Raw genomic sequence first — 16651 nt, forward strand, 5'->3', positions numbered from 1 at the left:
GTTAATACCTCCATCGTAACGGTACTGCCCACCACTCTTGTATAAATCGTGGACATTCATTCTCCGTTTTCTCAACAGATAATAATCGGCGAAAATAATTCCGACGATCACGGAGAGAATAGCAGCCGCAATAAGCAAGACCGGAATCAGCAGATTGAATACACTCCATGGCTGAATGACTGTGCCAATCAAACCGGCAATAAACACTCCGGCCCAGAAAGGAAGCTTCGGTCCGCCGACGTTGGAGAAAATAGTGGCCGCTGGCACGATATTAGCCGATACGTTGGTGGACCACTGGGCCAGTACAATCATTAAGAGCAGAATACCCAGGACGAGTCCGCTGGCCGATTCCTGAAGGGCGACAACCGGATCAAAGTTCGATACGGCAATATACGAGACTGCGCCAAGGACGACAATGAAGGTCTGTGTCAACGGCAGACCGACCAGGCTTCCAACCAGGGCTCCCTTGTTCCGTTTTACCCAGTTTCTTTCATGTTTGGGCGCTTTAATAAATCGGGATATAGAAGAAATATCAGCCGCAAGTGTCGCCCAATACCCCATGTTACTCACAACGACAATGACAAAAGCCGTGAAGGCTGCACCACCTGTAACAGGGCTCTCAACCCATCCCCAGATATCCTTGTTCTGCGCTGAGGCCTCCCCAGCCAGATTAAAATACATCCAGATACCGATTAGAATAATAATCGGGGCTGCCAGATCGGCGAATTTCTCTACGGCTTTAATCCCAAGCGCTGTATTAAATAATTGGAATAAGGCAAAAAGGACGTAGCAGACAAACCAGTTGTCAAAGCCTGTTAAGATATTTAAGATTCCATTAATAGCTGTAGAGCCAAAAAACGTGTTGATCCCAAACCACATCGATGCAGCCAGCCCTCTGACTACAGAAGGGAAGTGGGTTCCAAGTGTTCCAAAAGGAGCTCTCATGTAGACGGGAAACGAAATACCGTGTTCAATGCCGATATCTGCGGTCAGTGTAATGGCGAACCCTATCAACAGGGTTCCAAGAAGCGTTCCGAGTACCACCCAGATGAGTGAAATGGATTGGACGCCTGCTCCACCAATGGCAAAGGCGGCTAAGACTACAGCCATCCCGATCCACATAAACGTAAATCCGAGGGTGCCGATTTTCTTCTCGTGGTGAGGAATAGGCATGAGGTCCGGAGACTTTAAATGATTGTCTTTTTTATCCATAGATATGGAATCCTCCTATAATGATACATGGGAATTGTAAAGCAGCCACCCGGCTTTTAATAGTTGGTTCTATTAAACTTGGCAGTTGATTTTTCAGAAGATTATTAAACAATCCGGCTTTATAGTGGAAGACGTAGTTTCGAGACTTTAGTGGGAGAATTAGGCCCTGCGGGGAACGAGTCGCTTTCCACGGGCATGCGCTGAGCTTCCTCAGGCTTGCGCCTTCCGGGATCTCACCTGTCATGTGCATCCCGTAGGAGTCTCCACGTTCCCCTCCGGACCTTGCTGAAATAAGCAACTCGAAACGATGTCGAAAATCTTTTGTATAGAAAACATGAGCTAAATGCTAAGAGCTCTTATTTCTCCCATAGGCTTCGTCGATAAACTCACTCATGTCACAGATGGATTTAGAAAGACTCAAGCCCACCAGCTGTACTTCTAAAGAAGGGTCCGTTCGCAAGGTTATAGTTGGGTTGGTGGGGAAATGATGAGACTCCCGTGGGAAAAGGAACTAGGGGAGATCCCACAGGGAGTGAACAACGACCGAGGAAGCTCCCCGTTCCCCACTGGAAAGCGAATTATTTCCCCACCAGCCCTAGTTCTTTCTAGATAACGGACCCTCACCACCTCATACAGAACCTAATAGCTCAAAAGCCGGGCAACCTGATTCTTGTTATCCGGAAGGCAGGACTAGTTTTGATAGAGTTCTTCCTGGGACTGTTTGAGTTCACCGAAACGGGCACGCTTCAGGTAGTTACCGGATCCGATTTTCCCGACAAACTCCTTATCACGGATGACGAACTCTCCACGTGATAATACGCTGACTGGCTGACCGGTTACTTTTATCCCTTCAAAAGGATTGTAATCAGCGGCCATGTGACTCGTTTCAACCGATATCGTACGCTCAATATTCGGATCAAAGATGACCAGGTCGGCATCGGCTCCCACACTGATCGTTCCTTTCTGAGGGAAGATGCCGAATGTCTTCGCAATGCGTGTGGAAGTAATGTCCACAAACTGGTTTAGACTGATTCTGCCTTTTTTAACCCCTTCAGAGAACAGCAGGCTGACCCGATCTTCAATAATTGGCCCGCCGTTTGGAATCTTCGTAAAGTCACCTTTTCCTAAATCCTTCTGCCCTTTAAAATCAAAGGAGCACTGATCAGATCCTAATGTCTGCAATTCACCTGTCTTCAGAGCATTCCATAGCACGTCCTGGTGCTTCTTCTCACGTAAAGGCGGAGACCATACGTATTTGGCTCCTTCAAAATTTGGTTTTTCTAAGTAGCTTTGGTCGAGCACTAAGTACTGTGGACACGTTTCCCCAATCACCTGATAGCCTTTCTTCCTCGCTTTTGAAATTTCTTCGACCGCGTTTTCACACGAGACGTGTACCACATAAAGCTGCGAGTTCGCGAGTCCGGTTAATTGAGCAGCACGGCCAGTCGCTTCTCCTTCCGCTTCAGGTGGACGGGTTAAGGCATGATAGATTGGGTCGGTCTGTCCTTTCTCAAGGGCTTTTTTAACTAAGTGATCGATGACATCCCCGTTCTCTGCATGTACCATCACGAGAGCGCCTAGTCTTTTCGCTTCTTCCAGTGTGCGGAATAAGGTTTCATCATCGGCTTGAAAGACATTTTTGTAAGCCATAAATACTTTAAAAGAAGTAATCCCTTCATCCTCAATGACACTTGGAAGCTGCTCCAGGACGCTGTCATTCATTTCACTGATCATTAAGTGGAAGCTGTAATCAATGACGGATTTATCGCGTGATTTCGCGTGCCATTGATCGATTGAATCCTGTAGCGGCTTCCCTTTGTTCGTCAGGCAGAAATCAATGACTGTCGTTGTGCCGCCATGAGCTGCAGCAATCGTGCCGGTCTCAAAATCATCCTTACTGACCGTACCGCCGAACGGCATTTCTAGATGGGTATGGGGATCAACCCCTCCTGGAAAGACGTAGTTGCCTTTCGCATCAATAACTTCAGCTGAAGAATCGGACAGATCCTGTCCAATCAGTACAATTTTTTCATTTTCCACCATAATGTCCGCTTTATACGTATCGGCTGCTGTAACAATGATTCCATTCTTAATAATTTTCTTCATCGTAACCCTCCATTATGTTTATTTAATCAAATCCACTTCACAGGATGAGGCTGCGCCAATCGCTGCCTGCCTTTCATTCCACGTCATCGGCGGTTTACCATTCGCATAGTCCACCATATCGATTGCCCCATCTACCGGGCAGACGATGGAACATAAGTTACAGCCAACACAATCTTCCTCACGCACCCTGAGAATGTCGTTGCCATCCTCATCTTTCAGCATGTCGATACACTGGTGGGAAGTGTCTTCACAGGCGATATGGCACTTATTACAGTTGATGCACACATCATTATTGATTTTGGCAACAATCTGGTGATTTAAGTCCAAGTTGCCCCAATCTGAGTACTTTTCTACGGATTTTCCGACAAGGTCCATGACTGAATCGATGCCTTTTTCATCCAGGTAGTTATTTAACCCGTCTTTCATATCCTCGACGATACTGAAGCCATGGTGCATCGCGGCTGTGCAAACCTGCACGCCCGTAGCACCCATAAGCATAAACTCCACGGCTTCCCGCCAACTTGAAACCCCGCCCATACCGGAAATCGGAACATTAATTTTCGGATGACGCGCACATTCCGCTACCATATTAAGCGCGATCGGCTTCACGGCTGGACCGCAGTAGCCGCCATGAGCCCCTTTACCGGCTACGTTTGGAATCGTATCCCACGTATCGATATCCACTCCGGCGAGACTGTTAATGGTGTTGATCATACTGACCGCATCAGCCCCGCCATTTACGGCCGCCTGTGCTGTAAATGTGATGTCCGTAATATTCGGGGTAAGCTTTACAATGACTGGTGTTTCAGCCACTTCTTTCGCCCACATCGTTTGTTTTTCCACGAGCTCCGGGACCTGACCGGATGCAGCACCCATACCCCGTTCTGCCATTCCATGCGGACATCCGAAGTTCAACTCCAGACCGTCCACGCCGACTTCCTCCACACGCTTCACGATTTCATGCCATTTCTCCTGTGTTGGCTCGACCATTAAAGAAGCAATGATCGCATGATTCGGAAACCTCTTTTTTGTTTCATAGATTTCTCGTAGATTCACTTCTAGCGGTCGATCGGTAATCAATTCAATATTGTTGAATCCAGCTACTTTTTGACCATTAAAACCGACGGCGGCGAAGCGTGAAGTAACGTTCAGGATGGGTTCCCCTAACGTTTTCCAAACGGCTCCACCCCACCCGGCTTCGAATGCACGCTGCACCTGGTACCCAGAGTTGGTTGGAGGTGCCGAAGCCAGCCAAAAGGGATTGGGAGATTTTATTCCTGCAAGATTTAAACTCAAATCAGCCATATCATTACGCCTCCTGAAATAGTAGTTTTACATCGCGGCTGTTGGTGCGGGAGCTAACTGTTTATGAATGGCCATAGCGACTACTTTACCCTGCTGAGCGGCTGTCACTACCATGGCTTCCCCTTGTCCTTTCGCAAAAATCACATCTCCTGCAGCGAAAACCTTAGAATTGGACGTTTGCAGGGATTCAGGGTCAACTTTGACGACACCGCCTTCATGATCCAGACCGAAGCCCTCAATAAAATCGGAATAACGCGTCTGTCCGATCGCTTTAATCACGGCATCGGCCTCCATGACAAATTCAGAACCTTCAACCGGGGACGGTCTTCTTCGTCCATCCGCGTCCGGTTCGCCCAGCGCCATTTTCACACATTTCAGGTGCGTCACCTGATTCGTCTCATCCCCGATGATTTCGATTGGCTGCGTAAGCCAGTTGAATTCCACGTTATCCTGTTTGGCAAAGTCGTATTCGAAGCCATAAGCGGTCATTTCTTTCACGGTACGGCGGTACACAATCTTCACATCCGCCGCCCCTTTTCGGGCTGCACAGGTGGCCGCATCAATTGCCGTGTTGCCTGCACCGACAACCACGATGTTTTTACCGATCAGTTCCTCCGTTACCGGGCCTGATTTTGTACTTTTTACAAATTCAATGGCGTCATGAACTCCGTTCAAGTCTTCCCCTTCAATTCCAAGCATCGGAACGTTGCCCATACCGATGGTCAGGACAATAGAGTCATATTGATCGGATAGTTCCTGAAAAGTGACATCGGTTCCGACTCTTGTGTTTGTCCGGATTTCAACGTCCATTTGTCTGACCTGATCGACTTCCCAGCGGGAAATATCCTGCGGCAGCCGGAATGACACGATTCCGTATGTATCCAGCCCTCCAGCCTCAGCCTCTGCTTCAAAAATCGTCACCTCGTAGCCAAAACGGGCAAGTTCCCGAGCTGCCGATAAACCAGCTGGTCCTCCTCCCACAACAGCCACCTTCATGCCATTCTTTTCTCCAGGTTTGAATAACAGTTGTTCGTTCTTGATGGCCCAGTCGGTCGCAAACCGCTGCAGATCACCAATCAAAATGGGCTGCGTGGAATGATTTAATACACATGCTCCTTCACAAAGCTCCTCGGTCGGGCAGACGCGGGCACACGTAGCACCGACTGGATTGGATGACATGATGGTCGTGGCCGATCCCTTTAGATTGCCAGAAGCAATCTTTTTAATAAACTTCGGAATATCAATGCTTGTCGGACAAGCCTTAATACAGGGAGCATCATAGCAGTACAAGCAGCGATTGGCTTCTTCCATGGCCTCCTGATTGTTGAGACCTTCGTGAACTTCCTCAAAATTTGATTTTAAGTTCTCTAGAGATATTCCTTTGCTTTTTAACTGAGTCAATGCAATGAACCTCCTTTTATAGATACTTGCCATCTGATTCAGATGCATGGCTATACAAAAGAAGTCCTACATAGGGAAAAGAGGTCTATTTTCCTTTGCTCTATGAAGAACTTCTTCTAGGATTCTGGAATTCTCTGTTACGGCAGAAGCTGACCCATCTTCTCGTACGTTTCGGGACGACGATCCCGGTAAAACTGCCACGTATCTCGAACTTCCCGAATAAACTTCTTATTCATTTCACCGATGATGACTTCATCCTGATCACGGCTGCCGGTAGCGACAAACTCTCCTCTAGGATCCACAAGGTAAGACTGACCATAAAATTCGCCCATATTCCACGGACCTTCATAACCGACACGGTTAATGGCTCCTAAATAATAGCCATTTGCTACCGCATGAGCCGGCTGCTCAAGCTTCCATAAGTATTCCGACAATCCAGCGACAGTAGCTGACGGATTAAAAACGACTTCCGCCCCGTTCAAGCCAAGTACCCGTGCCCCTTCAGGGAAGTGGCGATCATAGCAGATATAAACGCCGACTTTAGCAAAGGCAGTATCGAACACGGGATACCCCAGGTTTCCAGGCTTGAAGTAATACTTCTCCCAGAATCCATATCCCTTGTCCCCTACACCCACCTGAGGAATGTGATGTTTGCGGTATTTACCTAGATACGATCCATCTGCATCAATGACAGCCGCTGTATTATAATATGTCGCAATCCCTTCTCTTTCATAGATTGGAAGAACAATAACGACTCCTAGTTCTTTAGCAAGCTCCTGAAATTGAATCGTGGTCGGACCATTTGGAATTTCTTCTGCTGCATCGTACCACTTTGAGTTTTGTTCCGAGCAGAAATAGGGACCATAGAAAATTTCCTGCAGACAAATGATTTGCGCTCCTTTTTCTGCCGCTTCCCGAACTAGTTTAATATGTTTTTCGATCGATTCCTGTTTGTGAACTTCGACAGGTTCATTTCCATCTACATCGTGAGAAGCTTGTATTAACCCAATTTGGACTTTATCGGACACGTAAATTCCTCCTTATGTAATAAGATCCCTAATTTTTTTAAATAGCTTCCAGCCGTGTAAAATCTTCATCGTTACGATCGTTACTGATTCACCTCCCTGAAATTATTTTAAATTTTCTTTATTTGCTGAATATTTTGTAATTTATATATACTTTACCTTAAGTTTATCAATTTGCCATTATACATACTGTAAAATGTTAATTTGGATTAACGTTGCTTTTTGTAAAAATAAAGAGGTGAGATAGATGCACGTAAGGATTTGTTTAAAGTAAGGATTAATTAGGAAATACAAAAGAAATTGAAAAAAGCGGAAGTCTTTACATCTTCCGCTTTTTCAGTCCATTAATACCAGCGCTGAGTCAGCATTTTCCGCTTCGTATAAAAATTCAGCCCGTCTTTTCCGTTGGCATGAAGATCTCCGTAGAATGATTTCTTATTACCGGAGAAAGGAAAGAAAGCCATAGGGGCAGGAACGTTTACATTGACACCTAACATGCCTGCGTCCATTTCTTCTCTGAACTGCTGCACAGCCTTGCCGCTTGAGGTATAGATGACAGCTCCATTCGCAAATTCGGATTTATTGGCCGTCTCAATGGCTTCATCCAGGGTTTCGGCGCGTACAATACTTAGAACCGGTGCGAAGATTTCATCTTTCCAAATTTTCATATCTTCGGTCACATAGTCGAAAATCGTCGCTCCTAAGAAATAGCCTGATTCATTTTCACGGAGTTCTACCCGGCCGTCACGAACAAGCTTCGCGTTTTCTTCTTCACCGGCTTCAATATAACCGAGCACCCGGTCTCTGTGGGACTCACGAATTAACGGTCCTAAGTTTGTTTCTTCCGCTAACCCATCTCCTACATTTAACTGATCAGCAGCCTCTTTCAGTTTGGCAACCAGTGGATCAGCAACTTCGCCGACCGCTACTACTACGGAACAGGCCATACAGCGTTCCCCCGCGCTCCCGAAAGCTGCATTAACAATTCCTTCGACAGACTTATCGAGGTTGCAGTCCGGCAATACGATGGAGTGATTCTTGGCCCCGGCAAGTGCCTGCACACGTTTTCCATGGTTCGCAGCCGTTTTATATACATATTCCGCTACGGGCTGAGAGCCGACGAAAGATATCGCATCAATCTCTTCATGCTCAAGCAGACCATTCACTACATCATGAGCACCATTCACCAGATTCAGTACTCCTTTTGGCAATCCCGCTTCATGCAAGAGCTCGACTAGCATCTTCGCAAGAATCGGTGTCCGCTCGGAAGGCTTCAGGACAAAGGTGTTGCCGCACACCAATGCAAGCGGAAACATCCATAAAGGAACCATCATTGGGAAATTAAAAGGGGTAATCCCTCCGACTACACCGACTGGATAACGGTACATTCCCGAATCTATACCTTCCGCGATATCCGGCAGCACATCCCCCATCATTAAACTCGGCGCTCCGGCAGCGAATTCTACACACTCGATTCCCCGTTGCACTTCGCCCGTCGCATCTTTTTTCGTTTTTCCGTTCTCCTGGGTCAGCACTTTGGCAAGTTCATCCCGATTTTCAGTGAGAAGCTGCTGGTATTTGAACATAATCCGTGCTCGTTTAGGAACAGGCGTCTTCTTCCAGTCTTTAAAAGCCTGTCTTGCCGATTGTACGGCTTTATTTACGTCCTCTTTCGATGAAATAGGAACACTTGCGATGATTTCTCCTGTAGCGGGGTTGGGCACATTCTCCACTTGCCCACTTTCAGACGAAACCCATTCTCCATTAATAAAATTCTGAATGACCACCTGATTCGACTTCGAGAAAGTTGTCTCCATCTTTTCACCTCAATTGGTAGATTCTGTTCTTTTTTGCTCAGATTCATTATAAATTCAGAAAATTCCAACATCAATGGACGAAATGTCAAATGAATTTCTCATCTAATTGACACTATGACGGTCTCTGCGGAATTGGAAGGAAAAGGGAAAACAAGTATTTTAGATAGGATTTGAGGGCTTAAAGGAAGTACACTTCAGTCAGTCGAAGCATGAAAAAAACCGTCCGATCGAGTTTCGATCGGACGGTTTTTGATACTTAGTGTGGATTATTTTGCTAAGCTTTCAATCTCGGAAAACATCGTTTCGATGCCTGGATTGCGCCGTGCTTCAACCAATCGCACCGAGATCCCTCGTTCCTAGCTCCATCCACAACGTCTATTTTTAGATAAACAAAAGTAAACTTAAGGCCATCACTGCCATACCGGCTACCACGCCATAGATGGATAAATGAGCTTCGCCATAACGGCGCGAGGCTGGAAGTAATTCATCCAGTGAAATAAACACCATGATGCCGGCAACTCCGGCGAATAAGACCCCGAACATCACATCATTCAGGAATGGCATAAGGACTAAATACGCCAGCAAAGCGCCGACCGGTTCGGATAGTCCACTAAGAAATGAAAGCTTGAAGGCTTTTTTCTTATCGCCTGTCGCAAAATAAACCGGTACAGAAACAGCAATTCCTTCTGGTATGTTATGAATCGCAATCGCAGCCGCAATCGCGATTCCGAGGCTGGGGTCGTTCAGGGCTGCTGTAAAGGTCGCAATTCCTTCTGGAAAGTTGTGAATGGCAATCGCGAGTGCTGTGAACGTCCCCATTTTTAATAAATGAGATTGATCGACAGCTGGCTCAGACGTCGACATATCTTCCACTTTTTTCACTTCATGAGGATTTCCTGCTTTTGGAATCAATCTATCAATAATGGCAATGACTACCATTCCACCGAAGAAACCGGCAACCGTAATCCACTTACCAGGAACTTCACCCATGGCATTTACCAGGGCATCCTGTGCTTTAAAAAATATTTCAACCATCGATACATAAATCATGACTCCTGCCGAGAACCCGAGCGCCAATGAAAGAAATCTAGTATTAGTCGTTTTTGTAAAAAACGCTAGTACGCTTCCGATCCCTGTGGCTAACCCGGCAAGCAGGGTCAATCCAAAGGCTAATAATAAATTTTCCACCTGTCTCTCCCTTTCTTCTCTGTCTAGTCTGAAATAATTGTAATTTATTTTTTTCCTTAATGCAACTTTTTTAGTTGTAGTAATATTTTATGTGCCTATTTAAAAAATGATACTTCAAATAACTCTCATCTGATGTACCATATTCGCCTACCTGGAATTCGTTCCACCAAAAGAAAACGAAGCACAGCCCCCTGGACTGTGCTTCGTTCATATTCACGCTTTCTCTGGTTTTGAATTTGTGATGAAGAAAGACAAAATGGCTCCGATAAATGCCATAATGGTCGCTACCCAGAAGGCTGTATTTACACCTTCTATTTGCCCACTGACCGATTCGGAAATAGCGGCATTGGTCATTACCGTGACAAGGATAGCCGTTCCAATCGAACCAGCAATCTGCCTCATCGTGCTTCCCATGGCCGTTCCATGCGGAATCATTTTTAAGCTCAGCTGGTTCAAGCCTGCCGTTTGTACAGGCATCATAACCATCGATACTCCAAACATTCGAATTCCGTAAATCACCGCTAAAAACGTAAACGAAGTGGCCGTTGATAACTGAGTAAAGAATATCGTAGTGAAGGTTACGATTGAAAGTCCGATAACAGACAGCCAACGGGCACCGACTTTATCAAAAATCCGGCCGGTAATCGGCGACATTATGCCCATGACGACCGCTCCCGGCAGAAGAACGAGACCAGATTCAAGTGCGCTGAATCCTAACATGTTCTGCATATATAATGGAAGAATCGTTTCGGCCCCTATCATAGCAGCGAATACGAGCATCGCTATAATCGTTGAAAGGGTGAAGATTTTCGATTTGAAAACTCTGAACTCTAAGATCGGCTGCTTCAAGCGGAATTGCCTTAAAATGAACAGAGTCAGAGTCACTACCCCTATTAGAATAGATCCAATAACTTCTAAGCTTCCCCAGCCACCGGTTCCGGCTACACTAAATCCGTACAGTAAGCCTCCGAAACCGAAGGAAGAAAGGATAATAGACGAAACGTCCACTTTTGGGAAAGTACGATTGGTAACATTCTTAAGTAAGAAATACGCAATGACCATATCGATTAAAGCAATGGGCAATACGACGAAAAATAACGATCTCCAGGGAAAATGACCGATTAAATAGCCCGAGAGCGTCGGTCCGATTGCTGGAGCGAAGGAGATCACCAATCCGACTAGTCCCATGATGGATCCCCTTTTCTCAACAGGAAAGATAACCAGAAATACCGTCTGCATCAGCGGCATCATAATACCGGCTCCGCCTGCCTGAATAACTCGTCCAACCATGAGGACCGGGAAGTTCGGAGCGAGGGCAGCTGTGAGTGTACCTATAACAAATATCCCCATCGCGCCTAAAAACAGCCGCCGCGTGGTAAAGGTTTCGATTAAAAAAGCAGTAATTGGAATCATAATTCCATTCACTAGCATAAATACGGTCGTCAGCCACTGAACCGTGTTAGCCGTTAAATCCAGATCGGCCATAATGTGCGGCAAGGCTGTAGCCAATAGCGTCTGATTTAAGATAGCTACGAAAGCCCCAACAATTAATATCGCTACAATCGATGTGCGATTGATCGGTTTTCCGTCCTGATCATGTGAGGTCATAAGCTGGCTCCTTTCCTCATGGATTCTTGATCATTAATCTTTCTAATGCATCAGCTTTTGTAGCAATGCTTTGTTCTTTCTTTAATACAGGCAGAAGAGCTTTTACTACCGCTTGTCTTACATGACTTCTTCTGCATTCCTCTTCAACGGCCTCAAGGACATGAAATGTATCATGGTACTCACTAAGTCCGGATGCCTGCAGCCTCATTTTCATTTCATGGAGCAGGCGTTCCATTCTTTCTTCCCTGGAGAGCGGTTCTACTTCGTCTTCCGGGTTTACCTCCGTGACCCAGTCTTCAGGAAGCACATGGGTCAATTCACCTTTGTTCTCTATGACCATTTGCAGGACTTGCCTGATGTAAGATGCGATGGATGGCAGGAACAAGGCATCATTTTTTTCTGAAAGGATAAACAAGTATTCCTTCATCATCCCCTGAAATAATAGAACGAGGTCGTTCATTCTGGTTTCATCACTTATCCTAAAAGCATCCCTCAAACTCTGCTTATGCCATAAGAACATTCTTCGATATCCACGATCCATCAGCTGCCGGACCTGCTTATCCTCTTTTTCAGGCATCGACCGGAAAAGCAGCTGAATAAAATAATGATTTTCCTTAAATTCTTCCAGCAGGACAATCACTTTCTGTTCTAGAGCTTCTAGAGGCTCTAAAGAATCATCGTCTTTAACCTCTTCCGTGCGCTGAGACATTCGCTGATGGTTATATTCGATCACTTCAATAAGAAGTGTCTGTTTGGATGAAAAATACTTATAAAGCGTGGCTTTCGACATCCCGCAAACCTCTGCCACATCTTGAACGGAAGTAGCTTCATAGCCATTCCTGGAGAACAACTGAGCGGCCGATTCCATAATTTTCACCCGTTTTTCATCCATAGAAGCACCCTCCTGAAAACTGAATAGTATTATTGAAACCGTATAGTTTTACACCGTCCATAGTAAGGATGAGAATCCAGTGTGTCAACAACCCTGCTCTATATAAAAAACCCAGGATAAGGTTCGTCCTGGGTTTACATAATCTGATTATTGTTAATAAAAATCGCTATGAATAATATTGAAACTTCACCTCTACCCGCGCTGATGTCTTTAGTTCTCCCGGCTCAATTGGAGCAGCACCACTGCTTACCATTTCGGCTTGAGCAAACGAGCGTGGAACCGCCCTTCCTCCATCTTTTTCAATGATCTGGATCGGGGTTTGATCCAGCTTAAGATTCATCGTGTTAGCTATCGTCTGAGCACTTGCCAAAGCGTTCCCCAGGGCAATTTGCAAAGCTTTTTGATAAGCAGCCTGTGGTCGCTTTAGCGTAAATTGGATCCTGTTAATCCGGTTAGCTCCCTGCGATACAGCCGTATCGATAATATAACCGGTCTGATCTACGTCTTCGATCGTCACAGCAAGAATATGACTCACTTCATATCCCCTGAAAACTTGCTTCCCGTCTATAAACTCATACTGAGGTGTTACGGAATACTCGGCTGTTTGGATATTCTCCTGCGGAACCCCCGCTTGGATAAGCGCACTGGTAATCTTTTGGATTGTTGAGCTATTTACCCCTTGAGCCTTCCTAATGTCCGTATCCAGATTAACGAACCCTACTTGTGCACTGGCTGCGTCCGGCCGAGTGAGTACCTGGCCCGTGCCGTTGACCGTAATGGTACGTCCTTCCTGATGATCCCGCACCAGCCCCTGGTAAGAAAGACTGTTCATGTATGGAGTCCACCTTTCCCTAACATCGTTTACTATTATTTCATGTGGGCACCCATGAAATTATTCCCTACTCAAGAAGAATCGTGAGAGGAGCACGGCCAGAACATAGGGAAGCTGCATAGACTAAAAGTATCTCACATGCGAGAGGAGTGATTGTATGAGTAATCGTCCCGACAACAATCAGCCAAAAAGAAAACCTTCACGTTCTTCCTGTTGCGGAAAGAAAAGAAGAGGCACGTCCAAATAACATTTATGAGAGTCGCAGCGGTGAGATGCGGCTCTTCCATTTAATCAAAATAACATTATTTTTGTTACATAAATGTAATACAAATGTCTCATGAATTATCTTGTATATACATCCATCCAACTGCTATACTCCATACAGTAAAACTTTTGGAAGGGGATAATCGTCATGAATAAATCCTGGATTCTACTTTTTTCTATTGCTTTTTACACCTTAGGAATCTTAAGTTTCAGTCCTCATTCCCCATCAACTATTGTTGCAGAAGAACTGGACAATCCAGCCGAAACAGCGCAGGAAGTTATTAAGAAATCATCCGCACTAAATAATAAATCTACTACTCATAAACGATTTGAAAAAGAAGAAAAGAAACCATCCGATTCAAAAGCTGAAGAAGATAAATCTAAACCAGAAGTAAAACGCACCGTGACCGTAGAGGCTACCGCTTATACAGCCTTTTGTGACGGATGCAGCGGCAAAACGTCTACAGGAATTGACCTTCGTGAAAATCCGGACAAAAAAGTGATTGCCGTAGATCCAGACGTGATTCCCCTGGGTTCTAAAGTGAGAGTGCCTGGTTACGGCGTAGCCATTGCCGGCGATATCGGGGCTGACATCGAAGGACGCCGCATCGATGTCTTCCTTCCCGAAAAAGACGAAGCGTTCGATTTTGGACGCCGTGACGTTCAGATCGAAATTCTTCAATCTTAGTTATTAACTCTCTAAAAGCTTATAATGGATAAGTAACAACCCCCTGGTTAGAAAACCAGGGGGTTTCGTCTTTGTAACTATTTCTATCAACTTTCAAAATAATACCACTCTCGATCCTCTTCGAACTTTCACCAAAAAAAGCCCAACTTTTTTTTAAGGAAGTTGGGCTTTTTTTCTTATTCTCTGGAGAAATCGGTTCGGTCGGCACCCTCTTCTAAATAGAAGCCTTCAACAGCTTTCGTATGCAGCACGACTCCGTCCTCAAGGAACCACCAGGAACCGCGGTCCAATTGTTTCACAATAAACTCAGAAGCCTCTCTCTGATCCATCGCCTCACTTAAATCCAACTCATGCGTAATTACTCGTTTACTATCGAGCAAAAAGACTACCTGCCATTCTTTCTTACTTGCCATCGTACCACTCCTTTTATGTAAGATATTTACTCTTTACCCTCCCCACCTCTGCTTTAATCGTAAAATACGCAAAAGAAGCCGCTCCTTTAAAGGTCGCGGCTTTATATGTAATTACGCTGGGGGAGGTGCGCCAGATGTTCGCCAGGAAGTTCTTCGACTTGATTTAATGGACCCAAGGAAAAACCAACGACTGAAAGTTAGGCAAGCGACAGGTATAAGACATCCCTCCAAATTTTATTGTTAATCAGCTGTCCTGTCTTCACTCATAGTGTACCACTTGTCCAAAACTGAAAGTGTTAAGTCTTCGTTAAGACTGTATTTCTATTTATTTATCTCATTCTATGCACAACGATTTACATTTAGAAGGACAATCCCTTACAATATTGAAAGTTACAAAACAAAGTAAACGAATAGGAATTAGGAGGTTTTAACTTATGGCTCAAGCTGTTTCTCAAACCAGCTACGAAAACCGGACGTCTTCCACGGCTGTAGGGGAATTGGAACCAGTTCAAAAACCACTCGTATGGCTGGGTGTCCTTATATCCGTACTACTATTTATCACGATTGTTCAAGTCACAACATGGACGCAAGGCGTTCTATTCGTTATAGGTCTAGCCTTTGGTCTAGCCTTGTTATACGCTCGTTTTGGTTTTACTTCCGCATTCAGACGATTAATTTCCGTTGGAAACGTGCAGGGTCTTCAAGCTCACATGCTTATGCTAGCCGTTGCTACCACACTTTTTGCCATTATATTAGCAACCGGCTTCAGTTTTACAGGCGTTGCACCGCAAGGGTACGTCTTTCCAGCCGGGTTAAGCGTCGTCGCTGGCTCCTTCATGTTCGGGGTCGGCATGCAGATGGGCTCCGGCTGCGCATCTGGTACACTCTATACGGTTGGCGGCGGTAAATCTTCGATGTTCATAACGCTTCTTGGATTTATCGGAGGATCTGTACTTGGTGCCTATCACATCGGTTTTTGGCGCGGTCTTCCATCCCTGCCGGCCATTTCTCTCGCAGAAAGTACAGGCTTAGGCTACTTCGGCGGCTGGGTTCTGCAAATTCTTATTTTCCTAGGTATCTATGGAGCGACCGTTAAATTTGCACGCAGAAAAAACCCGCCGCAAATGAAGCCACTGACGACAACCAGCGGGTGGAAAAAGCTCTGGAGAGGCGCTTGGCCACTCCTTGTCGCAGCTGTTATTCTCGGCATATTGAATGCCATCACCCTTACGGTACGCGGCAATCCATGGGGTATCACTTCGGCTTTTGCTCTATGGGGTTCTAAGTTCTTGCAAATCTTTGGAGTAGATGTCGCAGGCTGGACGTACTGGCAAGGTTCTGATGCTTTAAACAAAACGGTGCTGGCCGATTCCACCAGCGTGATGAACTTCGGTATCATTCTTGGTGCTTTCATCGCCGCTTCCTTCCAGGGGAACTTTAAACCTGGAAAAATTAAACCCGGTATTGCAGCCGCGTCTATTATTGGCGGCGGCTTAATGGGATACGGAGCGCGTCTAGCCTTTGGTTGTAACATCGGTGCTTATTTCGGCGGCATCGCCTCCTTCAGTCTGCACGGCTGGGTTTGGATGATTATGGCGCTTGCCGGCACGTACCTCGCCTTGTTTATCCGTCCGTTGTTTGGCTTGAAGAATCCAAGTCCGAAAGATTCCATGTGCTGATTTTATAAGAAAAAGGCGCAGAGCTTTGTAATAAGCTCTGCGCCTTTTTTACTGGCTCTTTTTAAATTGCAGTATGATCTTACAGAAAAGCTCCCGTTTGTTGAAGACTTGATTTCGAGATAAATTGGGTCCGTTACGTTAAATGGAGAAGGGATGGTTGGGAAATAAGTCGCTTTCCTGTAGCCCCTTTCTCCACACAACATCTCGAAATTGAAGTAACC

General features: G+C 45.6%; 13 protein-coding genes. 2 read left to right on the forward strand and 11 right to left on the reverse strand.

The window, feature by feature from the left end; all coding sequences use genetic code 11:
* The 10 genes from WAM07_RS10520 to WAM07_RS10565 form a co-directional block, all read right to left on the reverse strand.
* The coding region (locus WAM07_RS10520; RefSeq protein WP_422166666.1) for an NCS1 family transporter at nt 1-1212 on the reverse strand (1212 nt) is incomplete at its 3' end.
* Between the two features lie 690 nt (nt 1213-1902).
* Complete coding sequence (hydA, locus tag WAM07_RS10525; RefSeq protein WP_422166667.1) at nt 1903-3318, reverse strand: dihydropyrimidinase; 1416 nt, start codon at nt 3316-3318, stop codon at nt 1903-1905.
* A gap of 18 nt (nt 3319-3336) precedes the next feature.
* Nucleotides 3337-4623: an NAD-dependent dihydropyrimidine dehydrogenase subunit PreA gene (gene preA / locus WAM07_RS10530; RefSeq protein WP_422166668.1), complete on the reverse strand. Its 1287-nt coding sequence runs from the start codon at nt 4621-4623 to the stop codon at nt 3337-3339.
* Between the two features lie 27 nt (nt 4624-4650).
* A complete protein-coding gene (locus WAM07_RS10535; RefSeq protein WP_422166669.1) occupies nt 4651-6024 on the reverse strand; it encodes an NAD(P)-dependent oxidoreductase in 1374 nt (457 codons plus the stop codon).
* Between the two features lie 137 nt (nt 6025-6161).
* Complete coding sequence (locus tag WAM07_RS10540; protein WP_422166671.1) at nt 6162-7052, reverse strand: nitrilase-related carbon-nitrogen hydrolase; 891 nt, start codon at nt 7050-7052, stop codon at nt 6162-6164.
* Between the two features lie 341 nt (nt 7053-7393).
* On the reverse strand, nt 7394-8866 hold the full coding sequence (locus WAM07_RS10545) for a CoA-acylating methylmalonate-semialdehyde dehydrogenase (RefSeq protein WP_422166673.1): 1473 nt from the start codon (nt 8864-8866) through the stop codon (nt 7394-7396).
* Between the two features lie 381 nt (nt 8867-9247).
* On the reverse strand, nt 9248-10054 hold the full coding sequence (zupT, locus tag WAM07_RS10550) for a zinc transporter ZupT (RefSeq protein WP_422166675.1): 807 nt from the start codon (nt 10052-10054) through the stop codon (nt 9248-9250).
* A gap of 213 nt (nt 10055-10267) precedes the next feature.
* Nucleotides 10268-11662: an MDR family MFS transporter gene (locus tag WAM07_RS10555; protein ID WP_422166677.1), complete on the reverse strand. Its 1395-nt coding sequence runs from the start codon at nt 11660-11662 to the stop codon at nt 10268-10270.
* A gap of 16 nt (nt 11663-11678) precedes the next feature.
* Nucleotides 11679-12554, reverse strand: a complete 876-nt coding sequence (locus WAM07_RS10560; protein ID WP_422166678.1) for a TetR/AcrR family transcriptional regulator — start codon at nt 12552-12554, stop codon at nt 11679-11681.
* A 166-nt stretch (nt 12555-12720) separates the two neighbouring features.
* Entirely contained in the window at nt 12721-13386 is a 666-nt protein-coding gene (locus tag WAM07_RS10565; protein ID WP_422166680.1) for an SIMPL domain-containing protein, read from the reverse strand.
* A 412-nt stretch (nt 13387-13798) separates the two neighbouring features.
* On the opposite strand from WAM07_RS10565, the gene WAM07_RS10570 reads away from it, so the two are divergent.
* Nucleotides 13799-14338 (forward strand): 3D domain-containing protein, encoded by a 540-nt coding sequence (locus tag WAM07_RS10570; RefSeq protein WP_422166682.1) that lies wholly within the window; start codon nt 13799-13801, stop codon nt 14336-14338.
* A 176-nt stretch (nt 14339-14514) separates the two neighbouring features.
* Here WAM07_RS10570 and WAM07_RS10575 read toward each other — a convergent pair whose 3' ends face one another.
* Complete coding sequence (locus WAM07_RS10575; protein WP_014642880.1) at nt 14515-14751, reverse strand: hypothetical protein; 237 nt, start codon at nt 14749-14751, stop codon at nt 14515-14517.
* Nucleotides 14752-15185: 434 nt separating this feature from the next.
* Here WAM07_RS10575 and WAM07_RS10580 point away from each other — a divergent pair, with 434 nt between their 5' ends.
* The gene (locus tag WAM07_RS10580; protein ID WP_422166684.1) at nt 15186-16430 is read left to right on the forward strand and encodes a YeeE/YedE family protein; all 1245 of its coding nucleotides are present in this window, start codon (nt 15186-15188) and stop codon (nt 16428-16430) included.
* Nucleotides 16431-16651: the final 221 nt, after the last annotated feature.

Source organism: Halobacillus sp., from assembly GCF_049282395.1.
GTDB lineage: Bacteria > Bacillota > Bacilli > Bacillales > Halobacillaceae > Halobacillus.